Here is a 20,869-nt window from a genome sequence, read left to right on the forward strand (position 1 = left end):
AAGTGACATCTTCGTAACGGCTGTTTAAGGAGCCTTTGATTAAGGAGCTTCAGATGCCCATATGCAGGGACAGCGCAACATCCGGGGTTGAAGGCACGACCACATCGGACCGGCCGGAATCGAGCAGCCGGCCAACGGTCATATTGGCCCGGAACCTGTCTGAATTGATGTTGAAGGAAATTTCACCGGCGCTGACCGCCGTGAGTCTCTGGTCGTTATCCGTTCCATCAGGCGCCCAACCGCGCATCACCGACAGGGACAGGGAAGACTGGAAGCGCGAAGCGAAAGGCACCTGCCAGGACGGGCTCGCTGCGTTGAGCCGGAGCCATCCTCCCTCGGTGCTCGAGACTGACTGACCATTGAAGCCGGAGATCAGGGCCGACCCGCCGACGGTAATCCGTTCGGATCCGGGAAGGTCCTCCGGTGCGAACTGATACCGCCCGCCCAGATCCAGGTCCCAGTTCAGCACCTGCCTCTGCAACAGAGCTGCTAACTCGATGCGATGAAACTGCGCCCGGTCCTCCGTTTCACCATCAACATATTCCGTGCTGTGGTATTCCATCCCGCCGACAGCGGTCATGTGTGTCGAGGCCCGGAGGCCGCCGATCAGTTCTCCCGCACTGGAGTATTTCAGGCCGATACTGGATAACTGGTGCGAGGAATCACGCACCCACTCGGATTCCTCATAGACACTCCGGGTGCTGGCGGTATGGCGTATAACCTGGTGCATATCCAGACCGAGGAAAGATCCCAGTGACCGGGTCGCCGTTAACCGGTAAAAACTCCGGTTACCACTGGTATCTCGTTGCTGTTCCGGCTCTTTCACCACGCCCCGAAACTCGCTTTCCTCGACCTCCAGCTCCAGGTGGTTTCCGATCAGGGGCATGGCATAACGCAGGGCAAAGGACTGCTCGCCATCCCCTTCCTTGCGGGAGGCGGTATCCCGGAACCGAAGGCCCAACTCATGCCGGGACCAGATAATGCCATTGCCTGACAGTGCGAGATGGCCCGCGGAACGGTCGCTGTTCTGGCTGGAGTTGCCGGACACCTCGATCCGGTTGGAGAGATAGTCTGTCACGGAGTCGAGCATGCTCGCGGCCTGAAACATCCAGGCGCCAGCCATGCCTCGATCCTGGGCCGCCAGCGCAATGGTGGGCAAAAACGCGCACAAAAACAGTGCAGCAATATTCAGCGCTCGCAAACCCGGCCCTCTCCGATAACCCGAAAAATTACCGTTACGTTATATAAGAGAGACGGACTTTCTTACAGCCGATGTTGCCAATCTTTACAAATTTAATCCGGCAATCAGAGCGATATAAACAAAACCTCACACATCATGTTAACAATCAGCTTGGTTACTCAACGGTAACCTACGGATTTTCATATTCATTGTTTCTATATCTGCATTTTGCCCCCTGAATTGGGTTAAACTCGGCACACTTTGTGTTTGTACTGGATCACCCCAACTCTTAAGGATGACTGGAATGATCAAGAAATGCCTGTTCCCCGTTGCCGGCTACGGCACCCGATTCCTGCCGGCCACCAAGGCCATGCCCAAGGAGATTCTCCCGGTGGTCAACAAGCCGCTGGTGCAATACGGGGTTGAGGAAGCCGCAGCCGCAGGAATCCACGAATTCGGGTTCGTCACCGGCCGGGGCAAGCGCGCCATCGAGGACCATTTCGACATCAGCTACGAGCTGGAGCACCAGATCGCGGGATCGGGCAAGGAGGATCTGCTGACCTCAATCAGGAATCTGATTGATCACAACAGCTTTGCCTTTACCCGTCAGAACGAGATGAAGGGACTGGGCCACGCCATCCTGACCGGTCGCAACCTGGTGGGGGATAATCCCTTTGCTGTGGTCCTGGCGGATGATTTCTGCCTGGGTCCGGAAGACGGCGAAGGCGTGCTCGAGCAGATGGTGAAACTGTACAACCAGTTCCGCTGCTCTATTGTGGCAATCGAGGAAGTGCCCGAGGACGAAACTCACAAGTACGGGGTGATTGCCGGCGAATCCATGAAGGACGGACTGTTCCGGATTACCGATATGGTAGAGAAACCGGCCCCCGAGGATGCTCCGAGCAACCTCGCCATTATCGGTCGCTACATCCTGACACCGGATATCTTCGACATCCTTGAACGCACTCCGGCGGGCAAGAATGGCGAAGTGCAGATTACCGATGCCCTGCTCGAGCAGGCAAAGAACGGTTGTGTTCTCGCCTATCAGTTCAAGGGCCGGCGCTTTGACTGCGGCAGCATCGACGGGTTCGTCGAAGCCACCAACTACGTCTACGAGAACATCTACAAGAAGAAAAAATAAGGCGGATTCGGGACCTCAACGTCCCAGCAGCTGAAACACCATGCGCCGGTTTTCCGTGGAAGTCCTGCGGAACCGGCGCAGCAGCTCGCTTTCCTCGTCCGTCAGCTGGATGCGCTCGAGTTCCTGCTCCAGCTCCTTCAACGCCACCGAAAGATCATCACTGTTACTGAATGCCAGGCCAGGCAATTCCAGCTGGCCACCCTCGCCCTGGACTTCCAGATCCAGCAAGTGCTCCAGCGGTGTCTCGGTCTTAAGGCACAGGTCCAACAACTCGACCACGCCCGGGTAACCTCGCTGGCGGGCATCCGTGGCTTCCCAGCTGATTACCCTCGCCTCGTCCACACCACACATTTCGGCCACATCCCAGCAGGACAGCCGGCCCTGCTCCCGGAGCTGTCGCAGCCGACGGTTGAACGATTGAAGGTACCGCACATCATCCCCCACATTGCCAGCGCACACACTTAATTTTTTTCACAGTATCAAGTACTTTGTTTCCAAACCACTAAAACTTACCAAAAGGTTGAAAGCAAAAAAATGGAAAGTCGGAATTTTATTTATGCTCCCAAATGGGTGAAGGTAATTTCCTTGGGCGTACTGACGTTTGCGCTCGCGTCATCTGCTACCGTCTCTGTCTACTTCATTGGAAAGGATGACCACCAAGACTGGATACTGATTGCCATGTCTTTGGGTCAGGTCGCAGCCTCGGGCATCGTAATCGCTATTGTCGTTTTCTTTTCTGAACGAGACGTAAACACGAATGACCTGTGCAAACGATCTGAACGGCTTTTTTGCGAAACGTTTCCCAGAGCCTGCTTACTCATTGATTCTCCGATTGAAAATTTTAGAGGCTGGGAATTTAAGCGACATCGACCTAAAGACACAACTGAGGCCTACAAGAAAAGTCCCACCAAGATTCAAGTAAGCCACTTTCCCGGGCAAATAGACTCCTACTACAAAATCACAAGGCCTTGCGGTCAATCTTTGACTATACGATTGCAAGTTAATGTTGGAGAGGTGGTTGTCAGCTACTACATACCGGCCGAGAGCGAAGAGCACAAAGACGATATCGCAGCAATGCTTAAATGGGCATTCTCTCGTTTTCTGAATGAAAGCGGTTATGAAGGTCGCTGGTATTTCAGTAACGAATCCTTTGACGGACATGACTACGCATCAATTCACCTTACCAAAAACTTTGACTCCGATTTTCTCGAAAATGAGAGAAAAAAACTCTTTATGGCTAACGATGTAGCCGCAAGTACTCGCGGAATTATGAAGGATTGCCAAAAACACAGCATCAAAACATCCTATTCGTAGAAATCAGACGTACATCACGAGCCAGATCTACGACATGCCCCGCTCCAGAACAGCAGATGCTCCGAATGAATTCATGCTTAACCATCCGGCTCAGGGACGAGCCAACCCGCCCTCGACTAAACGCCACTTCCTTTTTTAGTTTGCAAACTATACATTGGGCCGTTTTTCCTCGTTGAACAAACCGGGTACCCAATGACCGACGCCCATAAATCAGACCTGCTGCTGGTGGTTGTCACCCTGCTCGCCGCCGTCAGCTGGATATTCTCGAAAGAAGCCATCCTGTTGATGCCACCGCTGATGTTCATGTCGGCGCGTTTCCTGATTGCCGGAATTTTTCTCGCCATCTTCGCCCACAAGGCGATACTGGCACTGAATGGCGACCAGATCCGGCGGGCCGTGGGGGTGGGCCTGGTCTTCGGTATCGCCATGAGTTTCTGGATCATGGGCCTGGTCAATATCGAAAGCATGGGCGAAGGCGCCTTCCTGACCAGTCTCGGGGTGGTCATCGTGCCGATCATTGCCCGGCTGGTCTTCCGGGAGACCCAGCCTGCCAGCACCTGGCTTGCCATTCCGATTGCCGTGGCCGGTCTGGCCCTGCTGTCCCTGAAGAACGGTTTCCGGCCCGAGGCGGGGCAACTGTTTTTCGTGGTTGCAGCCACCATTTTCGCCCTGTACTTCACACTGAACACCCGGGCGGCCAATCAGCGAACCGTAATCAATCGTCGGGGCGAAACCGTGGAAAAGCTCCGGGTTCCGGCCCTGCCCCTGACCGCTCTGGCGCTGCTAACCGTGGGTGTGGTGACCCTGGTTGAGTCTGCGTTAATGGAACCATGGCATCCCACCCTTTCCGAGCCGGCTCCGCTGCTGATCTGGTGGGTGCTGGCTAGCGCCATCATCGGTACCGCTGGCCGTTTCCTGGTACAAACCTTTGCCCAGAGTATGTCGGCCCACAGCCATGGTGTGGTGATTCTGGTGCTGGAGCCCGTATGGGTAGCCCTGTTTGCCGCCGGCTGGTTTGGCGAGACCATGGAGCCCCTGCAATTGGCCGGCTGCGGGCTGATTTTCGCCGCCCTGATCGTCAACCGCTGGAACGCCCTGAGCCGGGCCTTGAAGGACTGGATGCGCCAGCGCCGATCCGGAGAAAAATCCGCATAAAAGTGGTTGACCACCACCCTCAAAATCCGTATCTTACGTCCCCGTTGCAGGACACAGGACCATAGCTCAGTTGGTTAGAGCGCTACCTTGACATGGTAGAGGTCCCCAGTTCGAATCTGGGTGGTCCTACCAATCCTGCAACAAGAAGAGTCACTTAGCGCGAAAGCGGAGTGGCTTTTTTTGTGTCTGGTCTTATGAAACACCCAAGTGTCACCAATACGTGACCTTAAGAACAGAACAAACCGCTCGCAAGATGAGCCGCAAAAAACGCCGCTGACAGGTATATGGGATTGTATGCGCTGGCACACAGCCAAGCGTGATCCGTTTATGCAAAACGCAGGAAAATATGCTGTAATACGATCAAATTACAGCGAATAGGAGACGGCATGTCTCTGTTAAGTATTTTCTTCAGTGAAGAAGACCGTAAACTTCACCAGATGCTTAAAGAGTACCCCAACCCTGATATGCATGTGGTTGGTGACGGTACGGTGCGCCTGGACCCGAAGAAGATTCGGGAGTCCGATGAATACAAGGAATTCTCGGCAAAAATGAGAGAGTTTGCAGAAGCCGCGAATTGATCCACGTCCAGGGAGGGCCGGGTGCTTTTTCTTCTCATCTTTCCGGTTCTCGTGGCTGGCTACCGCGCCAGCCTGATCCATCCCGTAATAAGCCTCGCTAACGCCCGCCACCAGGGCCAACGGTTGTACCTATCCAGTGCCACGATGGGCCTGAAATGCTTCGCGCTGGCCGGCCTGGTCGTCTATTGCCTACATGAGTTCCTGCCGGACGCCATAAGTCTTTGGGGTTGGCACCTTCCACTATCACTTGCTGATTATATCGGCAAGTCCATTGTCTTGATGGGGGTGGCTTCGACCGAAGTTGCCATGAATTGGTCGTGGTTCATACTGCTGAGCGTCGCCACTTGGTTTGCCGGTGATCTGCTAAGGATCAGGGCGTACCTATGGCAGGCGCTCTGGCACGGCACCTTGAACATCAAGGTGCCCGTCACCGGCAAGCTCCTCGCCGATTCCCCAATGGACTATCTACTGTTCAAGGCCATGCATTCGAGAAGAGCTGTAATGCTGTCCATGAACGATCGAAAGGTGTACGTGGGTTACGTCGCAGCCTGTGCAGAACCGTCCCAGAATGGCGGTGCGTACCAAGAAGTGACTCTGGTGCCAATGATGAGCGGCTACCGGGACAAGAAAACACTCAAAATAACCATCACTACGTATTACGAGGATGCCAATGAGTCCGTAGAGCTCATTGTGCGCCAGGACGCAATCCTCTCAGCGGGGGAGTTCAACTGGGAGGCGTTCGAGAAACTTCAACCCAAAAAGCCAGCACCCACCAGAGTTCACATAGGAAGAAACCCGGGACGAACGACACTGAAGACTTAAAGAGCCTCTGAGGAAGCACGTGCCTGCCACACGAAGAAAAAGGGAAAGTTATTCACTCGCAGCACATTACTCGTTTAGCTTATACTGGCGTGATTTTGCAGCGAGGCTTTATCTTATCCGTTCTTGCCTTGCGCTCGAGACCACCTCATTCTGTAGCTGATGAAAAAACACGAGATTAAAGTCCTGCGGGAAAAAAGCCAGGTTGACTCCGTCAAGGTCGTCCGATCGCCCTCGGATGCAACCGAGTGGGTTGTGCTCATAAAAATACTCGGCGGGCAAAGCTTTTTCCTGATTTCTGACGATGACGAGGTGCGTAGTTACGCGTCTCTGGACACTGCCGTCGCCGAACTGGATGCGTTGGGATTTGCTCGGGCGGAAGTCCTGTTTTAATCACCAGGCAGCCATGAGGCTTTTACTTCTGGCCCGGAGCATGCCGCCCCTGCTCCACCAGAATCAACTCGCTCAGATCGAATCCTTCGGCCTTCGCACGATCCCTGGTTACCTATTTGTTGAGTTGATTTGTAGAAAGTACGCTCAAACTCTCGCGGAGTTTTCTCGGGGATGGTATAAAGTTTCCAGTATAACGCCGTGAGTTATCCGCCCCATTCAGAGCTCTACCTTATATCATGCGAACCACCATCGACCTTACCCTTGACCAGGACCAGACCGCCGTCGATGCGCTTGCGGAGGCCTCTGGTTTACCCAAACAACGCATCAAGGACGCCATGGCGAAAGGTGCCTGCTGGTGGACAGTGAAGGGTAAACAGGTTCGGCTTCGCAAAGCCAAGCGGGAGGTGAAGGCAGGCACCCGCCTGCAACTATTCTACGACGACGCCGTGCTGGCGCGAAAGCCAGAACCAGCGGCGCTTCTGGAGGACTTCGGACGTTACTCGGTATGGTTCAAGCCCAACAGCATGCTGGCCCAGGGCTCCCAGTGGGGAGACCATTGCAGCCTCTTGCGATGGGCGGAGGTTTCTCTGAAAAAGCCCTGTTTTCTGATTCACCGCCTGGATGCCGGCGCCGCGGGATTGATGCTGATCGCCCATGACGCCAAGGCCGCGGGAGCGCTATCGCAGTTATTCTCGGGAAGATCAGTTAGCAAGGTGTACCAGGCACGGGTATCCGGATTGCTGGAGGCCAATGATCGAATCGTTGACGCACCCGTGGAAGGGAAAGCCGCTGTCAGTCACATCACCACCCTGGCACTGGATGACCAACAGCAGACCACGCTGCTCCGGGTCCGGATCGAAACCGGCCGTAAACATCAGATCCGCCGCCATCTGGCCGGTATTGGCCACCCTATCCTGGGTGATCGGCTTTATGGTAAAGCCGCGCCAGTTCCCCTGCAGCTGCTTGCCTGGCTTCTGGAATTTGACTGCCCCATATTCCGACGCCGGGTCTCATTCCGCCTTCCCGACGGACATCGCCTACAGTGATGCGGCCGACCGTGCGGCCTGGTCATAAAGCCCCGAGATGCCCCGGAGGAAGCTGGCAATGGAACCAAGGTCAGTATTGGAAAAGCCAAGTGTTCGTAGCGAATCCACCAGGCAGTTTTCCCGAATCTCGGCGTAAGCCTGGCAGATCGTCTCACCCTTTTCGGTGATTGAATAGAACGTTTCCTTGCCACGGCGCTCCGATACCACCACCTCATGCTTCAGGAGCTTCTTCAGTGCGTAGGTGACGGTGTGGGTATCCTCAACATTGAGCACCAGGCAGATATCCGCGGATTTTTTTGACCGGCCCCGATGATTCACGCTGTGCAACACGAGAATATCAAGGGGGCTCATATCAGGAAGACCCGCTGCATTCATGCAGCGCACCATCCATCGGTTGAAGGCATTTCCCGCAACAATCAGCCCGAATTCAAGTTCCGACAGTTCGGCTGCACGGCCTGACAGGTGTGCCGAGGACACAATCGGCCCTACGCTTCTTGCGCCTGGCTGCTCTTCCCTGCCCTGTTCGGTCAATTCCTTGTCTGCGCTTTTTTTCATAGGCCCACCACGACTATCCTGTTCGATACCACAAATAGCCTGCCCCGCCACTCGGAGCAGGCCGTGAGTCTATCAATTCCCCATTTGACTGGGTAGGTAGGTAACGATGTCCGGGAAGATCGTGATCAGCAGTACCCCTGCCAGCAATAGCAAGAAATATGGTAATGCAGCCAGCGCCACCCGAATGATGTTTTCACCGGTAAGCCCCTGAATAACAAAAAGATTGAATCCCACAGGCGGCGTAATCTGGCTCATTTCCACCACGATCACCAGGTAAATCCCGAACCACAGCGGATCGATCCCCGCGGCCTGAACCATAGGCAGGATGACGGAGGTGGTCAGCACCACAACCGAAATACCATCCAGAAAGCAGCCCAATAGGATAAAGAACACCGTCAATGCGAGGAGCAGCAGATAGGGAGACAGTTCCAGGGTATTGATCCAGGCCGCCAGATTCCTGGGAATACCCGTGAAGCCCATGGACACGGTCAGAAAATGGGCGCCGACAAGAATGAACGCGATCATGGTAGACGTTTTTACCGTCCCCATCAGAGCCTGGCTGAATGTTTCGCGGCTCAGGGAGCCGCCACGCCACGACAGCAGGTGTGCCAATGCCACGCCCACCGCAGCTGATTCCGTTGGTGATGCCAGCCCGGCATAGATAGAGCCGATAACACCAACGATCAGCAAAACAACCGGGATCAAAGGCTTGCTACGCCTGACCTTCTCCGCCAGCGGCAAAGCCTCCTCCTCTTCAGCGGGCACGCCAGAGGGGTTCAGCTTGGACCAGATGCCAACGTAGCCGGCAAACAGAACCATCAGCAGCACACCGGGAAGAATACCCGCCACGAATAACCGGGCAATGGACTGTTCGGTAGCGACGCCGTAAACAATCAGGATGATCGACGGGGGAATCAACAGTCCCAGGGTTGCAGATCCGGCCAGGGTGCCCAGAATCTGCTTACGATCATAGCCACGCTGGGTAAGCTCCGGCACTGACATCTTCCCGATCGTTGCCGCTGTCGCTGCCGACGAGCCGGAAATGGCGGCGAAAATACCACAGCCAATAATATTGGTGTGTAGCAGCCGCCCGGGGATCCGACCGACCCAAGGGGCGATACCGCTGAACATTTCTTCGGAGAGGCGGGAACGGAACAGTACCTCGCCCATCCAGATAAACATCGGCAGAGCAGCCAGCTCCCACGAGGCGCTGGCACCATAGAACGAAGTTGCCAGACTATAACCCACCGGGGTGTTGCTGAAAAAATGCATGGCAGCAAGGCCGGTGGCTGTGAGGGCAAAAGCAACCCACAGCCCGGCGCCGAGCACAATCAGGAGCCCTGTCAGGAGTACCAGGCTCATCCAGATCATGTCCATGGTGTCACTCCTGCGGGGCTTCGTCTTTGATGCGGGTAATACGGCCGGTGATCAGTCCGATCAGTGCATCGAGCAAGGCAATCAACAGCCAGACCAGCCCGACAACCATAACGGTTTGGGGAATCCAGAGCGGCACCGGCACCATACCGATAGACAAATCCCCGAAGTCATAGCTGTCATAGGCCAGCAATACGCTGAACCAGACACCATAGCCGGTGATCGCCGCAGCGATCACCGTCACCAGGATGTCCAGCGCTCGCTGGACACTCTCCGGCAGGGCTCTGTGCAAAAGGTCCACCCGGATGTGGCCACCCACCGTCAGTGTGTAGGCCAGACCGGTAAAAGTGGCCCCGAGCAACAGAAAACCCGCCAGTTCCGCCAATCCGGGAACCTGCAGACCCAGGGATTTCATCCCCAGGGTCAGCAGGGCCTTGTCGAGAATTCGACCCGACACCTGCAGCACCACCATCACCATGATGACAAAGAGCTGCAGGGCCGAGATGTATCCGCCAAGGCGGTACAGGGAATCCAGAAACCTGCGCATGTAAATGCTCCCGGATCGTTCTTTTCAGGTGTATCGGAAACTAGCGGGCACGATAGGCTTCGATGAGGGCTTTGCCATCCTCGCCTGCACGTTCCAGCCATTCCTGCTCCATGGTGGCGCCAACTTCCTGCAGCCGCTCGACCAGTGCCTCACTCGGCTCGGAAACCACAATGCCGTTGTCTTCCATGATTTTGATCTTGGCAGCGGTTTCAGCCTTGCTGGCCTCCCAGCCCCGCTTTTCCGCTTCAGCTGCGGCGGTCTTGATGGCTTCTTGCATGGACTCCGGGAGACCCTCAAAAGTCCGGGTATTGATGATCACCATGTTCTTGGGCAACCACAGCTGGGCGTGATTGAAGTGACTCAGGTAATCCCAGGCCCGGGTGTTGGCACCGGTTGATGGCGATGTGATCATCGCGTCCACGCGCCCGGTTCCGAAAGCGGTCGGAATATCCGGAACCTCAACCTGGGTCGGAACAGCACCGAACAGTTCGGCCAGGCGCTCACTCGATTTGTTGTAGGCGCGCATTTTCACACCCTGGAGCTCTTCACCGGTTTCCACCGCGAATTTGGTGTAAATACCCTGGGGCGGCCAGGGCACCGCGAACAGCAGTGTCAGTCGCTGGCTTTCCAGACGCTCTGCCAGCATATCTTTGGAGGCCTGCCACAGCTCCCACGCTTCATCGTAGTCACTCGCCAGATAGGGAACGGAATCTGCCTCGAACAATGGATCTTCGTTCGCCAGGCGGGACATGATCAGTTCACCAATGGGAACGAGGCCACGGCGAACGGAATTCTTGATTTCGGGGTGTTTGATGAGAGAACCACCGCTGTGAACAGTGATGTTCAGCTCACCATCGGTGGCTTCACGCACATCCTCTGCAAACTCGCGAATATTGACAGTATGGAAATTGGAATCGCCATACGGCGTTGGCATATCCCAGTTTGTTTCAGCCTGTGCGGTTCCGATAGCAGCAGTCAGCACGACTGCGGCAAGGTGTTTCGCTTTTATCTTCATCTTTGGTCTCCTCTTGGCCCGATCACACTCGGGCAACTCATGATTGTTGTTGTTAAAACGCAAAGGACACGCATCGCAGAATCTGGCACATGAGCCTGTGCCTTATTCAGCCAACTTAGTTCCCGACCACACCACTGTCAAAGTTTTTGCCGTAAAACGATGCGTGTTTTACGGACATTTCATCTACATTTTGTGGATATTTTACGTGTCGTGATCTTTATTAATACAGCTGCCGGACGGCAAAATAGAAAGCTCTGAAAGTCGTATCGTAGAAATTCCGATTTATTCCGAACAAGGTGGCGGGAAGTCATTCAGGTGCCTGGCGACCAGGCTTCAGAAGGAGGAGACAGATGGGAAAAGGTTCCTGGAATTCTTCTCCAGGAACCTCTGAGTCCTTTGGAACGGAAAGAGCGGTCTGAAATCAGACCTTGTAAAAATCCCGGTACCAGTCAACGAAGTTGGCAATGCCCTCCTCCACGGTGGTCGAAGGCTTGTAACCTACATCCTCGATGAGGTCATCGACATTGGCGTAGGTGGCGGGCACATCACCCGGCTGCAAGGGCAGCAGGTTCTTCTCCGCCTTCTTGCCGATGCGTTCTTCGATGATTTCGATGAAGCGGGACAGTTCCACCGGATTGTTGCTGCCGATATTGTAGAGTCGGTAAGGCGCCTTGCTGGTACCAGGATCCGGACGTTCGCCGCTCCAGTCCGCGTTGGGCTCGGCGACGTGATCCAGGGTGCGGATCACGCCCTCGACGATGTCATCGATGTAGGTGAAGTCCCGGCGGTGGTGGCCATGGTTGAACACGTCGATCGGCTCGCCGGCGAGAATCTTTTTGGTGAAGATGAATAGCGCCATATCCGGGCGGCCCCAGGGACCATACACGGTGAAGAACCGCAGTCCGGTGGTGGGCAGGTTGTACAGATGGCTGTAGGTATGGGCCATCAGTTCGTTGGCCTTCTTGGAGGCGGCATACAGGCTCAGGGGGTGATCGACGTTGTCATGCACCGAAAACGGCATGGTCTCGTTGGCCCCGTATACCGAGCTACTGGAGGCATAGACCAGGTGCCTTACATCGTTATGTCGACAGCCCTCGAGAATATTCATGAAGCCAACCAGGTTGGCGTCCACGTAGGCGTGGGGGTTCTCGATGGAGTAACGAACCCCGGCCTGGGCCGCCAGGTGCACCACTCGTTCGGGCTTGTGCTCGCGGAACAGGGCTTCCATGGCGGCGCGATCGGCAACGTCCTTACGGATCTCGGTGAAGCCGGGCTTGCAAGTCAGCCGCTCCAGACGCGCTTCCTTCAGGTTCACATCGTAGTAATCATTGACGTTATCGACGCCGATCACCTCATCACCACGATCCAGCAGGCGGTGCGCCAGGTGTGAGCCGATGAATCCGGCGGTTCCCGTAACGAGAATTTTCAAGGTCTAGTCTCCATAAAACGTTCGTGTCCTGAGCTGCCAAGTTTACCGAATCGGCCGTTCCGGCAACACCACAGAAAGTGTTGGCCACAAAAAAAGAGCGCCGCAGCGCTCTTTTTCAGCTATTCAACCGGTAATCGATCAGAGCGTCAGACCGACACTGGCAAAAGGACCGGACAGCTCAACATCCATCTTGTCATCGTCATCTTCGTAGTCGATGGACATCTGACGGTAGCCGGCACGCAGCTGCAGCAGTGACAGTTCGTACTGACCGTAGACATTGAAGTCGTGAAGGGAGTCGCCGTCGAAGCTGATCAGGTTACCCTCACCACCTACGGAAACGCCGGTAAGCGGCAGATCGAAACGTGCAGCGGCGTAGCCCATGGGGATCACGCCTTCCACAGTGGTTTTACTGACGGGGAAAAGGCCCGCCTTGTCACGAACGACGAGCTCACCGTCCAGCTTGCGCGCGGTCAGGCCCAGATCCAGATTGACCCAGTTGTCCAGGACTTCGTAATAGAAGGTGGCGTCCAGCTGATCCAGGTCCAGCTCGGAATCGACTTCGGTACCTGCCGAAATCTGGTCAAAATCCTCCAGCCCGAGCTGACCACTGCCGTTCTGGGAAATGGTGGTGTAGTTCACCCGCACGTTCGGCAGTACCGGCACCGGATGCTCGAAGTAGGCGGTAAAGTTCGCGTTGCTGTCGCTGTCGAGATTCAGATCGTTCTCGATATCAACGGCAGAACCCTTGTTGACCACCTTACCGGAGAGGTCGGAGTCCCAGTAGCTGACATTGGCACCAACGCCGACAACATCTGCGTTGGCCAGAGGCGTGGCAAGCGCCACGGTGCCACCTACTGCAAGGATCAGTTTACGCATAAGATACCCTTCTGATGGTTATTGTATTGATTGCGTTTCAGTCGAACTGGATGCCGAGACGGCGACCGACTTCTTCGTAGGTCTCGATGACATCCCCGAGCCCCTGGCGGAACCGGTCCTTGTCCATCTTCTTGCGGGTTTCCTTGTCCCAGATGCGGCAGCCGTCAGGGCTGAATTCGTCGCCGAGGACGATCTCATCGCCGCTACGGCCGAATTCCAGCTTGTAATCCACGAGCAGCATGCCGGCGTCATCGAACAACTTTTTGAGCACGTCATTGACCTTGTAGGTCAGTTCCTTCATGCGCGCGAGCTCGCCAGCAGTCGCCCAGCCAAAGCTCTCGGCGAGGGATTCGTTGACCATGGGATCGTGCAGCTCGTCATTCTTCAGGAACAGCTCGAAGGTGGGCGGGTTCAGCTCCTGGCCCTCTTCCACACCCAGCCTGCGGCACAGGCTACCCGCAGAGATGTTGCGGACCACACACTCCACCGGAATCATGTCCAGTTTCTTGACCAGGGATTCGGTGTCCGAGAGCAGTCCCTCGAAATGGGTGGGGATACCCGCCGCTTCCAGCTTCTCCATGATGAAGGCATTGAACTTGTTGTTCACCATGCCCTTGCGATTGAGCTGCTCTTTTTTCTGGCCATCAAACGCTGAGGTGTCGTCACGGAAGACCATCACGAAACGCTCCGGATCATCGGTGCGGTATACGGATTTGGCCTTGCCTGCGTAGAGTTCTTCGCGCTTTTCCATTGAAATCTCCGAAGCGGATGCGCCGGGCACCCCCTTTCAATCAGTAAAGGTATTCAAAGAGTCGGTTGAGCAGATCGGATGTCGTGTGCTCGCCGTCATAGCTCTCAAGCCGCTCTGCTTCAATAAACACCGAGCCGTCGCGCTCTTCCAGGGTGACGGTATGGGTATGCCTTGGCTTTTCCTTGTCGCTGAACCAGTCAAACCAGCCCGATTCTTTCTCATCCTCTGTGCGGAAGTCGACATAGAGCCAGCCTGCACTGCGGTTCAGGTCGATAACCGGGATTTCGGCTTCTTCCAGGGCGCGATTGGCTTCTGCCCAGGAGCGACCATAATCCAGGTCCATCCGGATGGCGAAGGCTTGCTCGTTCTCGGATTGCAGATTCACCAACGGTTCACTGGTCATGCCCGACGCCGCCCTGGAGAAGGATTTGCTCTCTTCCCTGGCTTTCAGGAACTCCCCGAGATCGGCAAGCAGTTCCTTTTGCAGGGCCACGGCCTCAGCCGGGGGATTGGCAACGTCCTGCCAGGGCAGCAGTTCTCCCGGCCGGTCAGAGCGCTCTACGCGGCGCACCTGGATTTCAGTCGTCTTGCGGCGGATACCCGGGGCCATGCGCATCTGGACGATGGTCATCGGTTCGTCAGTCGATGCCTGGTTGGTCAGGCCTACCAGCTGCCGCGCCTGCTTGCTGAAGTTGGCCAGCTCACTCTGCATCAGGCCCAACTGGGGGCTGTCGTAGGCGACACCCAGACCCCGCTCATTCATGTAAGCGGTAGCCTGTGGCCAGAGCCGACCGGGAACGTCATTCACCAACAGCCAGATGCGGCCATCGAGCTCCTCGATCACGTAGTTTTCCTGGAGGATCTCGGAGGTCATGTCCGGCGGCCGGGGAATATCGGACGGATACATCTTCCCGGACTCGGCGGTATTGATCTCGCGGATCGGCATGACCTGGCTGAAGCGGGATTCATCCGCGCTTTCAGGGAGCTCCAGCGGAGTGCCTTCTTTGGCATTGACATACCGCTCGGAACGGTCTTCCAGCAGGCTGCAGCCGGAGGCTGTTGCCAGCAGCAACAGCCCGGACGCAGCAAGGATCGATCTGTAAAAACGGGGGGAACGGGTTCCTGAAAGAACCTGCATCGGGTTACTCCGGTTCAGGGACGATTTCAGCAAGCTCAGAGCACGCCTGAGGCTTTCAGGGCTTCTTCCACTTCCGCGTGGAACTTCTCGCTCAATGGTGTCAGCGGCAGACGGATGCCCTCGCTGATCATCCCCATGCGATGCAGTGCCCATTTTACCGGAATCGGGTTGGCTTCCAGGAACAACTTGCGGTTCAGCGGCATCAACAGCTCGTTCAACCGTTCGGTTTCTTCCCGGTTACCGGCAATAGCTGCCTCGCACAGCTGCGCCATGGATTTTGGTGCCACGTTGGCGGTAACCGAGACATTGCCCTTGCCGCCAGCCAGCATCAGCTCGGCTGCGGTAGCATCGTCACCGGAATAGACCGCAAGACGGCCGTCGAGCGCCTTGATCAATTCGGCGCCACGGGGAATGTTTCCGGTAGCATCCTTGATAGCCACGATATTCGGAATATCCGCCAGGCGCAGGACAGTCTCGTTGAGCATGTCGCAGGCTGTCCGGCCGGGAACGTTGTACAGCATCTGGTTCATGCCCGGCACCGCCTCGGCAATCGCCTTGAAATGCTGGTACAGGCCTTCCTGGGTCGGCTTGTTATAGTACGGAACCACCAGCAGGCAGGCATCCGCTCCGAGCTTATGGGCTTCGGTGGTCAGCTCGATGGCTTCACGGGTGCTGTTACCGCCAGTGCCGGCGATGACAGGAATCCGTCCGTCGACGCGTTTTATGATCCGGCCAATGGTCTGGCAGTGCTCTTCCGGGTCCAGGGTTGCGGATTCACCGGTGGTGCCCACGGCGACGATGCCGTGCGTGCCGTTTTCAATGTGGAAGTCCACCAGCTTGTCCAGCTCCTCCCAGTGGATATCACCGTTTGGATGCATGGGCGTGACCATTGCGACAAGGCTACCCGTAATCATAAAAGCTCCGTCCGAATAAAACCGATATGGTAATGTTGGGCTCGAACTGACACAAGGGAATTAAAGGAGATGTCATGTCATCTGTCGAATTGAACAAGCCCGTCCCCGATTTTGAAGCGCCCGCGACCGGTGATCAAACGATCCGGCTCTCTGATCTTCGCGGCCAGAATGTTGTTATCTATTTTTACCCCAAGGACAACACCCCCGGTTGCACAACCGAGGGCCAGGATTTCCGGGACCGGATGAAACAGTTTGTGGAACTGGACACCGAGATATTCGGTGTGTCCCGGGACGGCCTCAAGGCTCATGAAAATTTCCGGAGCAAACACGAGTTCCCGTTTCACCTGATCTCAGACAAGGACGAAACCCTGTGCAAGCTGTTTGATGTTATCAAGCTGAAGAAACTGTACGGCAAAGAGCATCTCGGCATCGAACGCAGCACCTTCCTGATCGACAAGGAAGGCGTGCTCCGGAAAGCGTGGCGCGGCGTCAAGGTCAAGGGTCACGCCGACGAAGTACTTGAGGCGGCCAAGGATCTCTGACAGGATCTCAGGCCGGTTCATCGGTCGGTGGGGACGTCATGTCCTTCACCGGCCAGGCCGCAAACACCGCTTTAAGCAAGGTCGCCAGCGGGATGGCGAAGAACACACCCCACAGCCCCCAGATACCGCCAAAGAACAGTACCGCAACGATAATGGCCACCGGGTGCAGGTTATTGACCTCGGAGAACAGCAGCGGCACCAGCACGTTACCGTCCAGCGCCTGAATGACACCGTACACCACCATTACCCAGATAAAATGGGTGCCCCAGCCAAAAGCAAACAGCCCGATCATGGCGACCGGGATGGTCACCACTGCGGCGCCGATGTAGGGAATCACCACACTCAGGCCCACCAGCAATGACAACAGCGCGGCATAAGGCATGCCCAGCAGCTTGAAGGCAATATACGTTGCCCCGCCCACGATGAGAATCTCCACCGCCTTGCCCCGGACGTAGTTGGCGCACTGCAGATTGACCTCACGCCAGATCTTCAGCATCAGCGGGCGCTGTGGAGGCAGCAGACGGGCGACGGCTCCGAGCAGCACTTCCTTGTCCTTCAGGAAGAAGAACACAAGAATGGGCACCAGGACCATATAGATCAGCAGGGCCACCAGATCCGGAATACTGGAAAGGGAGAAGGAAACCAGCCACTGGGTCAACTGGCCCACTTCCGTGGAAACCTGTTGGTACACCGTGTTCACGGCTTCCGCGGAAATCAGCTGCGGATACTGATCGGGCAGCAGTTCAAGGTAGGACTGCATTTCCCGGATAATGCGCGGCGCCTCGCCGGCCAGGTTGGTGACCTGGGTCCAGACCAGCGGCAGGAGACCGAACAGGAAGCCCACCAGAACACCCAGAAACACCAGGAAAACCCCGATGATGGCAACAAATTCCGGTATTCCCAGCTTGTTGAGCTTGGTCACCAGGCCCTGGAGGATGAAGGCAACGATCAGGGAAGCGATGGCTGGCGCCAACATGGCACCGAACCAGATGATAAACACCGTTCCCGCCACCAGGATGAGCGAGAGGATGACAGCTTCTTCATCTGAAAAGTATTTGTGCGCAAGACCGCGTAAAATCCTGACCATCAACGTCTCCGATAGGTTAACCGCCGCACTTTATCACAAACCGGTATTCGCCATTGGCCTCGGTGGAATTGACCAGTGTGTGGTTCGACAAAGCGAGGAATGCCGGAATGTCCCGGGCCGAGCCGGAATCGGTAGCAATAACCTCCAGCTCCTCACCGGGCGACATCCCGTTGAGCTCCAGCTTGGTTTTCAGCAGAGGCATCGGACAGCGCAGCCCGGAAGCATCCAGTGTACGGTCAGCCATAATGTAGACGCACCATCACAATCAGTGGAATTGACAACGCGGCATTATGCCGCGAGATGCCGGGTATTGCATCTCAATAGCTGGTAATCTCATATTCAGAACTTTTCATGGCAAGACACTGTCCAAGCGGCAGTCCGAACCAGAGGCAAGTTGCAGTACATGAAACCCGATCATGGCCGAAAAACCTCCACCCGGGGGATCCTGAAAGCAGCAGTCTTCACACTGGCGGCGTTGCTGACAGCCTCCCCTGCCTCCGCCCAGGAAACATCTCTGCCGAGTATCGGAGGTACCGGTGGCGGATTGATTTCCGGCCAGCAGGAATCCGAGATCGGCCGCCAGGTCATGGTCTCGATCCGGCGGTCGGCACCCCGCATCACCGATCCGCTGGTGTACGACTACCTCAGCGCCATCATCTATCGACTGGTGCCCTCTGCGCCGTTGCAGAACCGCGATCTCACCCTTGCGCTGATCGACAGCCCACAGCTCAACGCCTTTGCGGTTCCCGGAGGCATTGTCGGCGTTAACGGCGGACTGTTTCTTAACGCGACCACGGAGCAGCAGTTTGCCTCGGTACTCGCACACGAGCTGGCGCATCTGAGCCAACGCCATTTTGCCCGCCGCGTCGAACAGCAGGAAACCAGCGCACCGCTCACCCTCGCGGGGATGATTGCCGGCATTGTTTTGTCAGCAGTGACCCAGTCCGACATCGGCCTGGCCGCCATTGCCGGCACCCAGGCGCTGTCAGTACAGAACATGCTGGCATACAGCCGATCCCATGAACAGGAAGCCGACCGGGTCGGCATGGACATCCTAGCCAGTGCCGGCATGGATCCCCGCGGCATGCCGGAAATGTTCGAGATCATGATGCGAGAGAACCGGCTACAGGGAAACCAGGTTCCTGAGTACCTGTCCACCCACCCCCTGACCCAGAGCCGGGTAGCCGATACCCGCAACCGGGCTGAGCAGTATCCGCACCTGGATATAAAGGACGGCCAGGAATACCACCTGATGCGCAGCCGCCTTCAGGTACATTACTCCCCATCACCGGATGTGGCGGTGGATACCTTTGAATCTTACCTCGAACGCCCGGACGCAAAGAGGAATCATGCCATCCGGTACGGACTTGCTGTTGCTTACCAGGCCAACAACCAGCTGGACAAGGCAGAGCAGGAACTCCGGGACCTGCTCGGGCAGAATCCGGGCCGGATCACCCTGCAGGTCACCCTCGCCGAGGTTCTCAACGCCCTGAACAAGACCGGGGAAGCCCGAACCTTGCTTACAGAGGCCCTGGCCCGAAATCCGGGCAACTACCCGATTACCTACACCCTTGCGCAGACCGAAATTACAGCGGGAAACGGAGCTGCGGCGGCAGACCTTCTGAGGGAACTCACTCGCCAGATGCCGGAGCAGGAACACCTCTGGTCGCGGCTGGCGGAAGCGGAAGGAATGGCACGCAATATCGTTGGCGTGCACCGTGCCCGGGCCGAATATGATGCCCTGATGGGAGATCTGGAGTCAGCCCAGCGCCAGCTGCGCCAGGCGCAGGAAAAACTGCCGGCCGGTTCGCCCCAGCGCCAGGCGGTCACGGAAAGACTGGCGGAAATTACCCGGCAGCTGCAGGTTCAGCGCAACAGCTGACCGGGCACCGGGCTCCCACAAATCAGGCGTTGCCTGCAGCCTTGAGATTCATGTTGGCGGTGAACTCCAGCATGCGGCCCAGCGGCTTCAGCGCCCTTTCCCGCAATTCCGGATCCACCAGCACTTCCTGACTGCCGGTCTGCAGCACGTGCAACAGGTTCTCAAGGCCATTCATCGCCATCCAGGGGCAATGGGCACAGCTTCGGCAGGTAGCACCGTTACCGGCAGTGGGCGCCTCGATGAGCGTCTTGTTAGGGGCCAGCTGCTGCATCTTGTAGAAGATGCCGTTGTCCGTGGCAACAATGAACTCCTGATTGGGCAGTGTCTGAACCGCGTGGATCAGCTGGGAGGTGGAGCCCACCACATCGGCCATTTCCACCACTGCGTCCGGCGACTCCGGATGCACCAGCACGGCAGCGTCCGGGTACAGAGCCTTGAGATCCTCAAGCCCACGGTACTTGAATTCTTCGTGGACGATGCATGAGCCGTCCCAGAGCAGCATGTCTGCCCCGGTGGTCTTCTGGACGTAGTGCCCCAGGTGCTTGTCCGGAGCCCAGAGGATCTTCTCGCCCCGGGCATCCAGGTCCTCGACAATGGCCTGGGCGCAACTCGAGGTCACTACCCAGTCCGCCCTCGCCTTCACGGCTGCCGAGGTATTCGCATACACCACCACTGTCCGGTCCGGGTGCTGATCACAGAACTCGGCAAATTCGTCGGCCGGGCAGCCGACATCCAGGGAGCAGGTCGCTTCCAGGGTCGGCATCAGGACTGTTTTCTCGGGATTGAGGATCTTGGCGGTCTCACCCATGAACCGGACACCCGCCACAACTACCGTGGACGCCGGATGCTGATTGCCAAAACGGGCCATCTCCAGGGAATCCGCCACACAGCCCCCGGTTTCTTCCGCCAGGCGCTGGATATCCGGATCAGTGTAGTAATGAGCAACGAGCACTGCGTCCCTGGCCTTGAGTTCCGCCTTGATTCGGGCCTCGAGTTCCGCTTTCTCACTCTCACTCAAAGGCTTGGGCTCCGCTTCGTGGGCCAGGTGCTCCTGAACAAGGATACGGTCTTCTGCTCGTGTCATTCCTGCGTCTCTGTGTTGCGTTAACCACCGAAGTATATCACCTCGGCCA

General features: G+C 56.6%; 23 protein-coding genes and 1 tRNA gene. 10 read left to right on the forward strand and 14 right to left on the reverse strand.

Features of this window, described 5'->3' with window-relative positions:
- Positions 1 to 49: 49 nt before the first annotated feature.
- Positions 50 to 1,201, reverse strand: coding sequence for a ShlB/FhaC/HecB family hemolysin secretion/activation protein (locus ACQUTG_RS08290; RefSeq protein ID WP_428918949.1), 1,152 nt, complete (start codon positions 1,199 to 1,201; stop codon positions 50 to 52).
- A gap of 283 nt (positions 1,202 to 1,484) precedes the next feature.
- Here ACQUTG_RS08290 and galU point away from each other — a divergent pair, with 283 nt between their 5' ends.
- The gene (gene galU, locus ACQUTG_RS08295; RefSeq protein WP_428918950.1) at positions 1,485 to 2,321 is read left to right on the forward strand and encodes a UTP--glucose-1-phosphate uridylyltransferase GalU; all 837 of its coding nucleotides are present in this window, start codon (positions 1,485 to 1,487) and stop codon (positions 2,319 to 2,321) included.
- A 15-nt stretch (positions 2,322 to 2,336) separates the two neighbouring features.
- Here the strand turns inward: galU and ACQUTG_RS08300 are convergent, their stop codons facing one another.
- Complete coding sequence (locus ACQUTG_RS08300; protein WP_428918951.1) at positions 2,337 to 2,753, reverse strand: XRE family transcriptional regulator; 417 nt, start codon at positions 2,751 to 2,753, stop codon at positions 2,337 to 2,339.
- Positions 2,754 to 2,906: 153 nt separating this feature from the next.
- On the opposite strand from ACQUTG_RS08300, the gene ACQUTG_RS08305 reads away from it, so the two are divergent.
- From ACQUTG_RS08305 to ACQUTG_RS08335, 7 genes are all read left to right on the forward strand, one after another.
- Positions 2,907 to 3,635, forward strand: coding sequence for a hypothetical protein (locus ACQUTG_RS08305; RefSeq protein WP_428918952.1), 729 nt, complete (start codon positions 2,907 to 2,909; stop codon positions 3,633 to 3,635).
- A 192-nt stretch (positions 3,636 to 3,827) separates the two neighbouring features.
- The gene (locus tag ACQUTG_RS08310; RefSeq protein WP_428918953.1) at positions 3,828 to 4,790 is read left to right on the forward strand and encodes a DMT family transporter; all 963 of its coding nucleotides are present in this window, start codon (positions 3,828 to 3,830) and stop codon (positions 4,788 to 4,790) included.
- A 55-nt stretch (positions 4,791 to 4,845) separates the two neighbouring features.
- Positions 4,846 to 4,922 (forward strand) — tRNA-Val (locus tag ACQUTG_RS08315).
- A 254-nt stretch (positions 4,923 to 5,176) separates the two neighbouring features.
- Positions 5,177 to 5,368 (forward strand): hypothetical protein, encoded by a 192-nt coding sequence (locus ACQUTG_RS08320; protein ID WP_428918954.1) that lies wholly within the window; start codon positions 5,177 to 5,179, stop codon positions 5,366 to 5,368.
- 21 nt (positions 5,369 to 5,389) lie between these two features.
- Positions 5,390 to 6,190 carry a hypothetical protein gene (locus tag ACQUTG_RS08325; RefSeq protein WP_428918955.1) on the forward strand — a complete coding sequence of 267 codons (801 nt, stop codon included), beginning with the start codon at positions 5,390 to 5,392 and terminating at the stop codon, positions 6,188 to 6,190.
- Positions 6,191 to 6,349: 159 nt separating this feature from the next.
- The gene (locus tag ACQUTG_RS08330; RefSeq protein ID WP_428918956.1) at positions 6,350 to 6,580 is read left to right on the forward strand and encodes a hypothetical protein; all 231 of its coding nucleotides are present in this window, start codon (positions 6,350 to 6,352) and stop codon (positions 6,578 to 6,580) included.
- A gap of 236 nt (positions 6,581 to 6,816) precedes the next feature.
- The gene (locus tag ACQUTG_RS08335; protein ID WP_428918957.1) at positions 6,817 to 7,626 is read left to right on the forward strand and encodes an RluA family pseudouridine synthase; all 810 of its coding nucleotides are present in this window, start codon (positions 6,817 to 6,819) and stop codon (positions 7,624 to 7,626) included.
- On the opposite strand, the gene ACQUTG_RS08340 is transcribed toward ACQUTG_RS08335, so the two are convergent.
- The 9 genes from ACQUTG_RS08340 to dapA all read right to left on the reverse strand — a co-directional run bounded on the left by ACQUTG_RS08340 (position 7,618) and on the right by dapA (position 16,225).
- The gene (locus ACQUTG_RS08340; RefSeq protein ID WP_428918958.1) at positions 7,618 to 8,181 is read right to left on the reverse strand and encodes a winged helix DNA-binding protein; all 564 of its coding nucleotides are present in this window, start codon (positions 8,179 to 8,181) and stop codon (positions 7,618 to 7,620) included. The two genes, ACQUTG_RS08335 and ACQUTG_RS08340, sit on opposite strands and share 9 nt — an antisense overlap.
- Before the next feature lie 72 nt (positions 8,182 to 8,253).
- Entirely contained in the window at positions 8,254 to 9,558 is a 1,305-nt protein-coding gene (locus ACQUTG_RS08345; protein ID WP_428918959.1) for a TRAP transporter large permease, read from the reverse strand.
- A 4-nt stretch (positions 9,559 to 9,562) separates the two neighbouring features.
- Positions 9,563 to 10,102: a TRAP transporter small permease gene (locus ACQUTG_RS08350; RefSeq protein WP_428918960.1), complete on the reverse strand. Its 540-nt coding sequence runs from the start codon at positions 10,100 to 10,102 to the stop codon at positions 9,563 to 9,565.
- Positions 10,103 to 10,142: 40 nt separating this feature from the next.
- On the reverse strand, positions 10,143 to 11,117 hold the full coding sequence (locus ACQUTG_RS08355) for a TRAP transporter substrate-binding protein (protein WP_428918961.1): 975 nt from the start codon (positions 11,115 to 11,117) through the stop codon (positions 10,143 to 10,145).
- Positions 11,118 to 11,538: 421 nt separating this feature from the next.
- Entirely contained in the window at positions 11,539 to 12,546 is a 1,008-nt protein-coding gene (locus ACQUTG_RS08360; protein ID WP_428918962.1) for an NAD-dependent epimerase, read from the reverse strand.
- 138 nt (positions 12,547 to 12,684) lie between these two features.
- On the reverse strand, positions 12,685 to 13,422 hold the full coding sequence (locus ACQUTG_RS08365) for a TIGR04219 family outer membrane beta-barrel protein (protein WP_428918963.1): 738 nt from the start codon (positions 13,420 to 13,422) through the stop codon (positions 12,685 to 12,687).
- 37 nt (positions 13,423 to 13,459) lie between these two features.
- Positions 13,460 to 14,173, reverse strand: coding sequence for a phosphoribosylaminoimidazolesuccinocarboxamide synthase (gene purC, locus ACQUTG_RS08370; RefSeq protein ID WP_428918964.1), 714 nt, complete (start codon positions 14,171 to 14,173; stop codon positions 13,460 to 13,462).
- A gap of 40 nt (positions 14,174 to 14,213) precedes the next feature.
- Positions 14,214 to 15,311, reverse strand: a complete 1,098-nt coding sequence (gene bamC / locus ACQUTG_RS08375) for an outer membrane protein assembly factor BamC (protein WP_428918965.1) — start codon at positions 15,309 to 15,311, stop codon at positions 14,214 to 14,216.
- Positions 15,312 to 15,346: 35 nt separating this feature from the next.
- On the reverse strand, positions 15,347 to 16,225 hold the full coding sequence (gene dapA / locus ACQUTG_RS08380) for a 4-hydroxy-tetrahydrodipicolinate synthase (RefSeq protein WP_428918966.1): 879 nt from the start codon (positions 16,223 to 16,225) through the stop codon (positions 15,347 to 15,349).
- Positions 16,226 to 16,299: 74 nt separating this feature from the next.
- On the opposite strand from dapA, the gene ACQUTG_RS08385 reads away from it, so the two are divergent.
- Positions 16,300 to 16,767, forward strand: a complete 468-nt coding sequence (locus ACQUTG_RS08385; RefSeq protein WP_428918967.1) for a peroxiredoxin — start codon at positions 16,300 to 16,302, stop codon at positions 16,765 to 16,767.
- Between the two features lie 7 nt (positions 16,768 to 16,774).
- Here the strand turns inward: ACQUTG_RS08385 and ACQUTG_RS08390 are convergent, their stop codons facing one another.
- The gene (locus ACQUTG_RS08390) at positions 16,775 to 17,854 is read right to left on the reverse strand and encodes an AI-2E family transporter (protein ID WP_428918968.1); all 1,080 of its coding nucleotides are present in this window, start codon (positions 17,852 to 17,854) and stop codon (positions 16,775 to 16,777) included.
- Positions 17,855 to 17,870: 16 nt separating this feature from the next.
- Entirely contained in the window at positions 17,871 to 18,098 is a 228-nt protein-coding gene (locus ACQUTG_RS08395; protein WP_428918969.1) for a sulfurtransferase TusA family protein, read from the reverse strand.
- A 159-nt stretch (positions 18,099 to 18,257) separates the two neighbouring features.
- On the opposite strand from ACQUTG_RS08395, the gene ACQUTG_RS08400 reads away from it, so the two are divergent.
- Positions 18,258 to 19,736, forward strand: coding sequence for a M48 family metalloprotease (locus tag ACQUTG_RS08400; RefSeq protein WP_428918970.1), 1,479 nt, complete (start codon positions 18,258 to 18,260; stop codon positions 19,734 to 19,736).
- A gap of 22 nt (positions 19,737 to 19,758) precedes the next feature.
- On the opposite strand, the gene nadA is transcribed toward ACQUTG_RS08400, so the two are convergent.
- Positions 19,759 to 20,820, reverse strand: coding sequence for a quinolinate synthase NadA (gene nadA, locus ACQUTG_RS08405; RefSeq protein WP_428918971.1), 1,062 nt, complete (start codon positions 20,818 to 20,820; stop codon positions 19,759 to 19,761).
- Between the last annotated feature and the right edge of the window lie 49 nt (positions 20,821 to 20,869).

The sequence above is a fragment of the Marinobacter sp. DUT-1 genome (assembly GCF_050379415.1).
In the GTDB taxonomy this organism is placed as follows: Bacteria; Pseudomonadota; Gammaproteobacteria; order Pseudomonadales; family Oleiphilaceae; genus Marinobacter.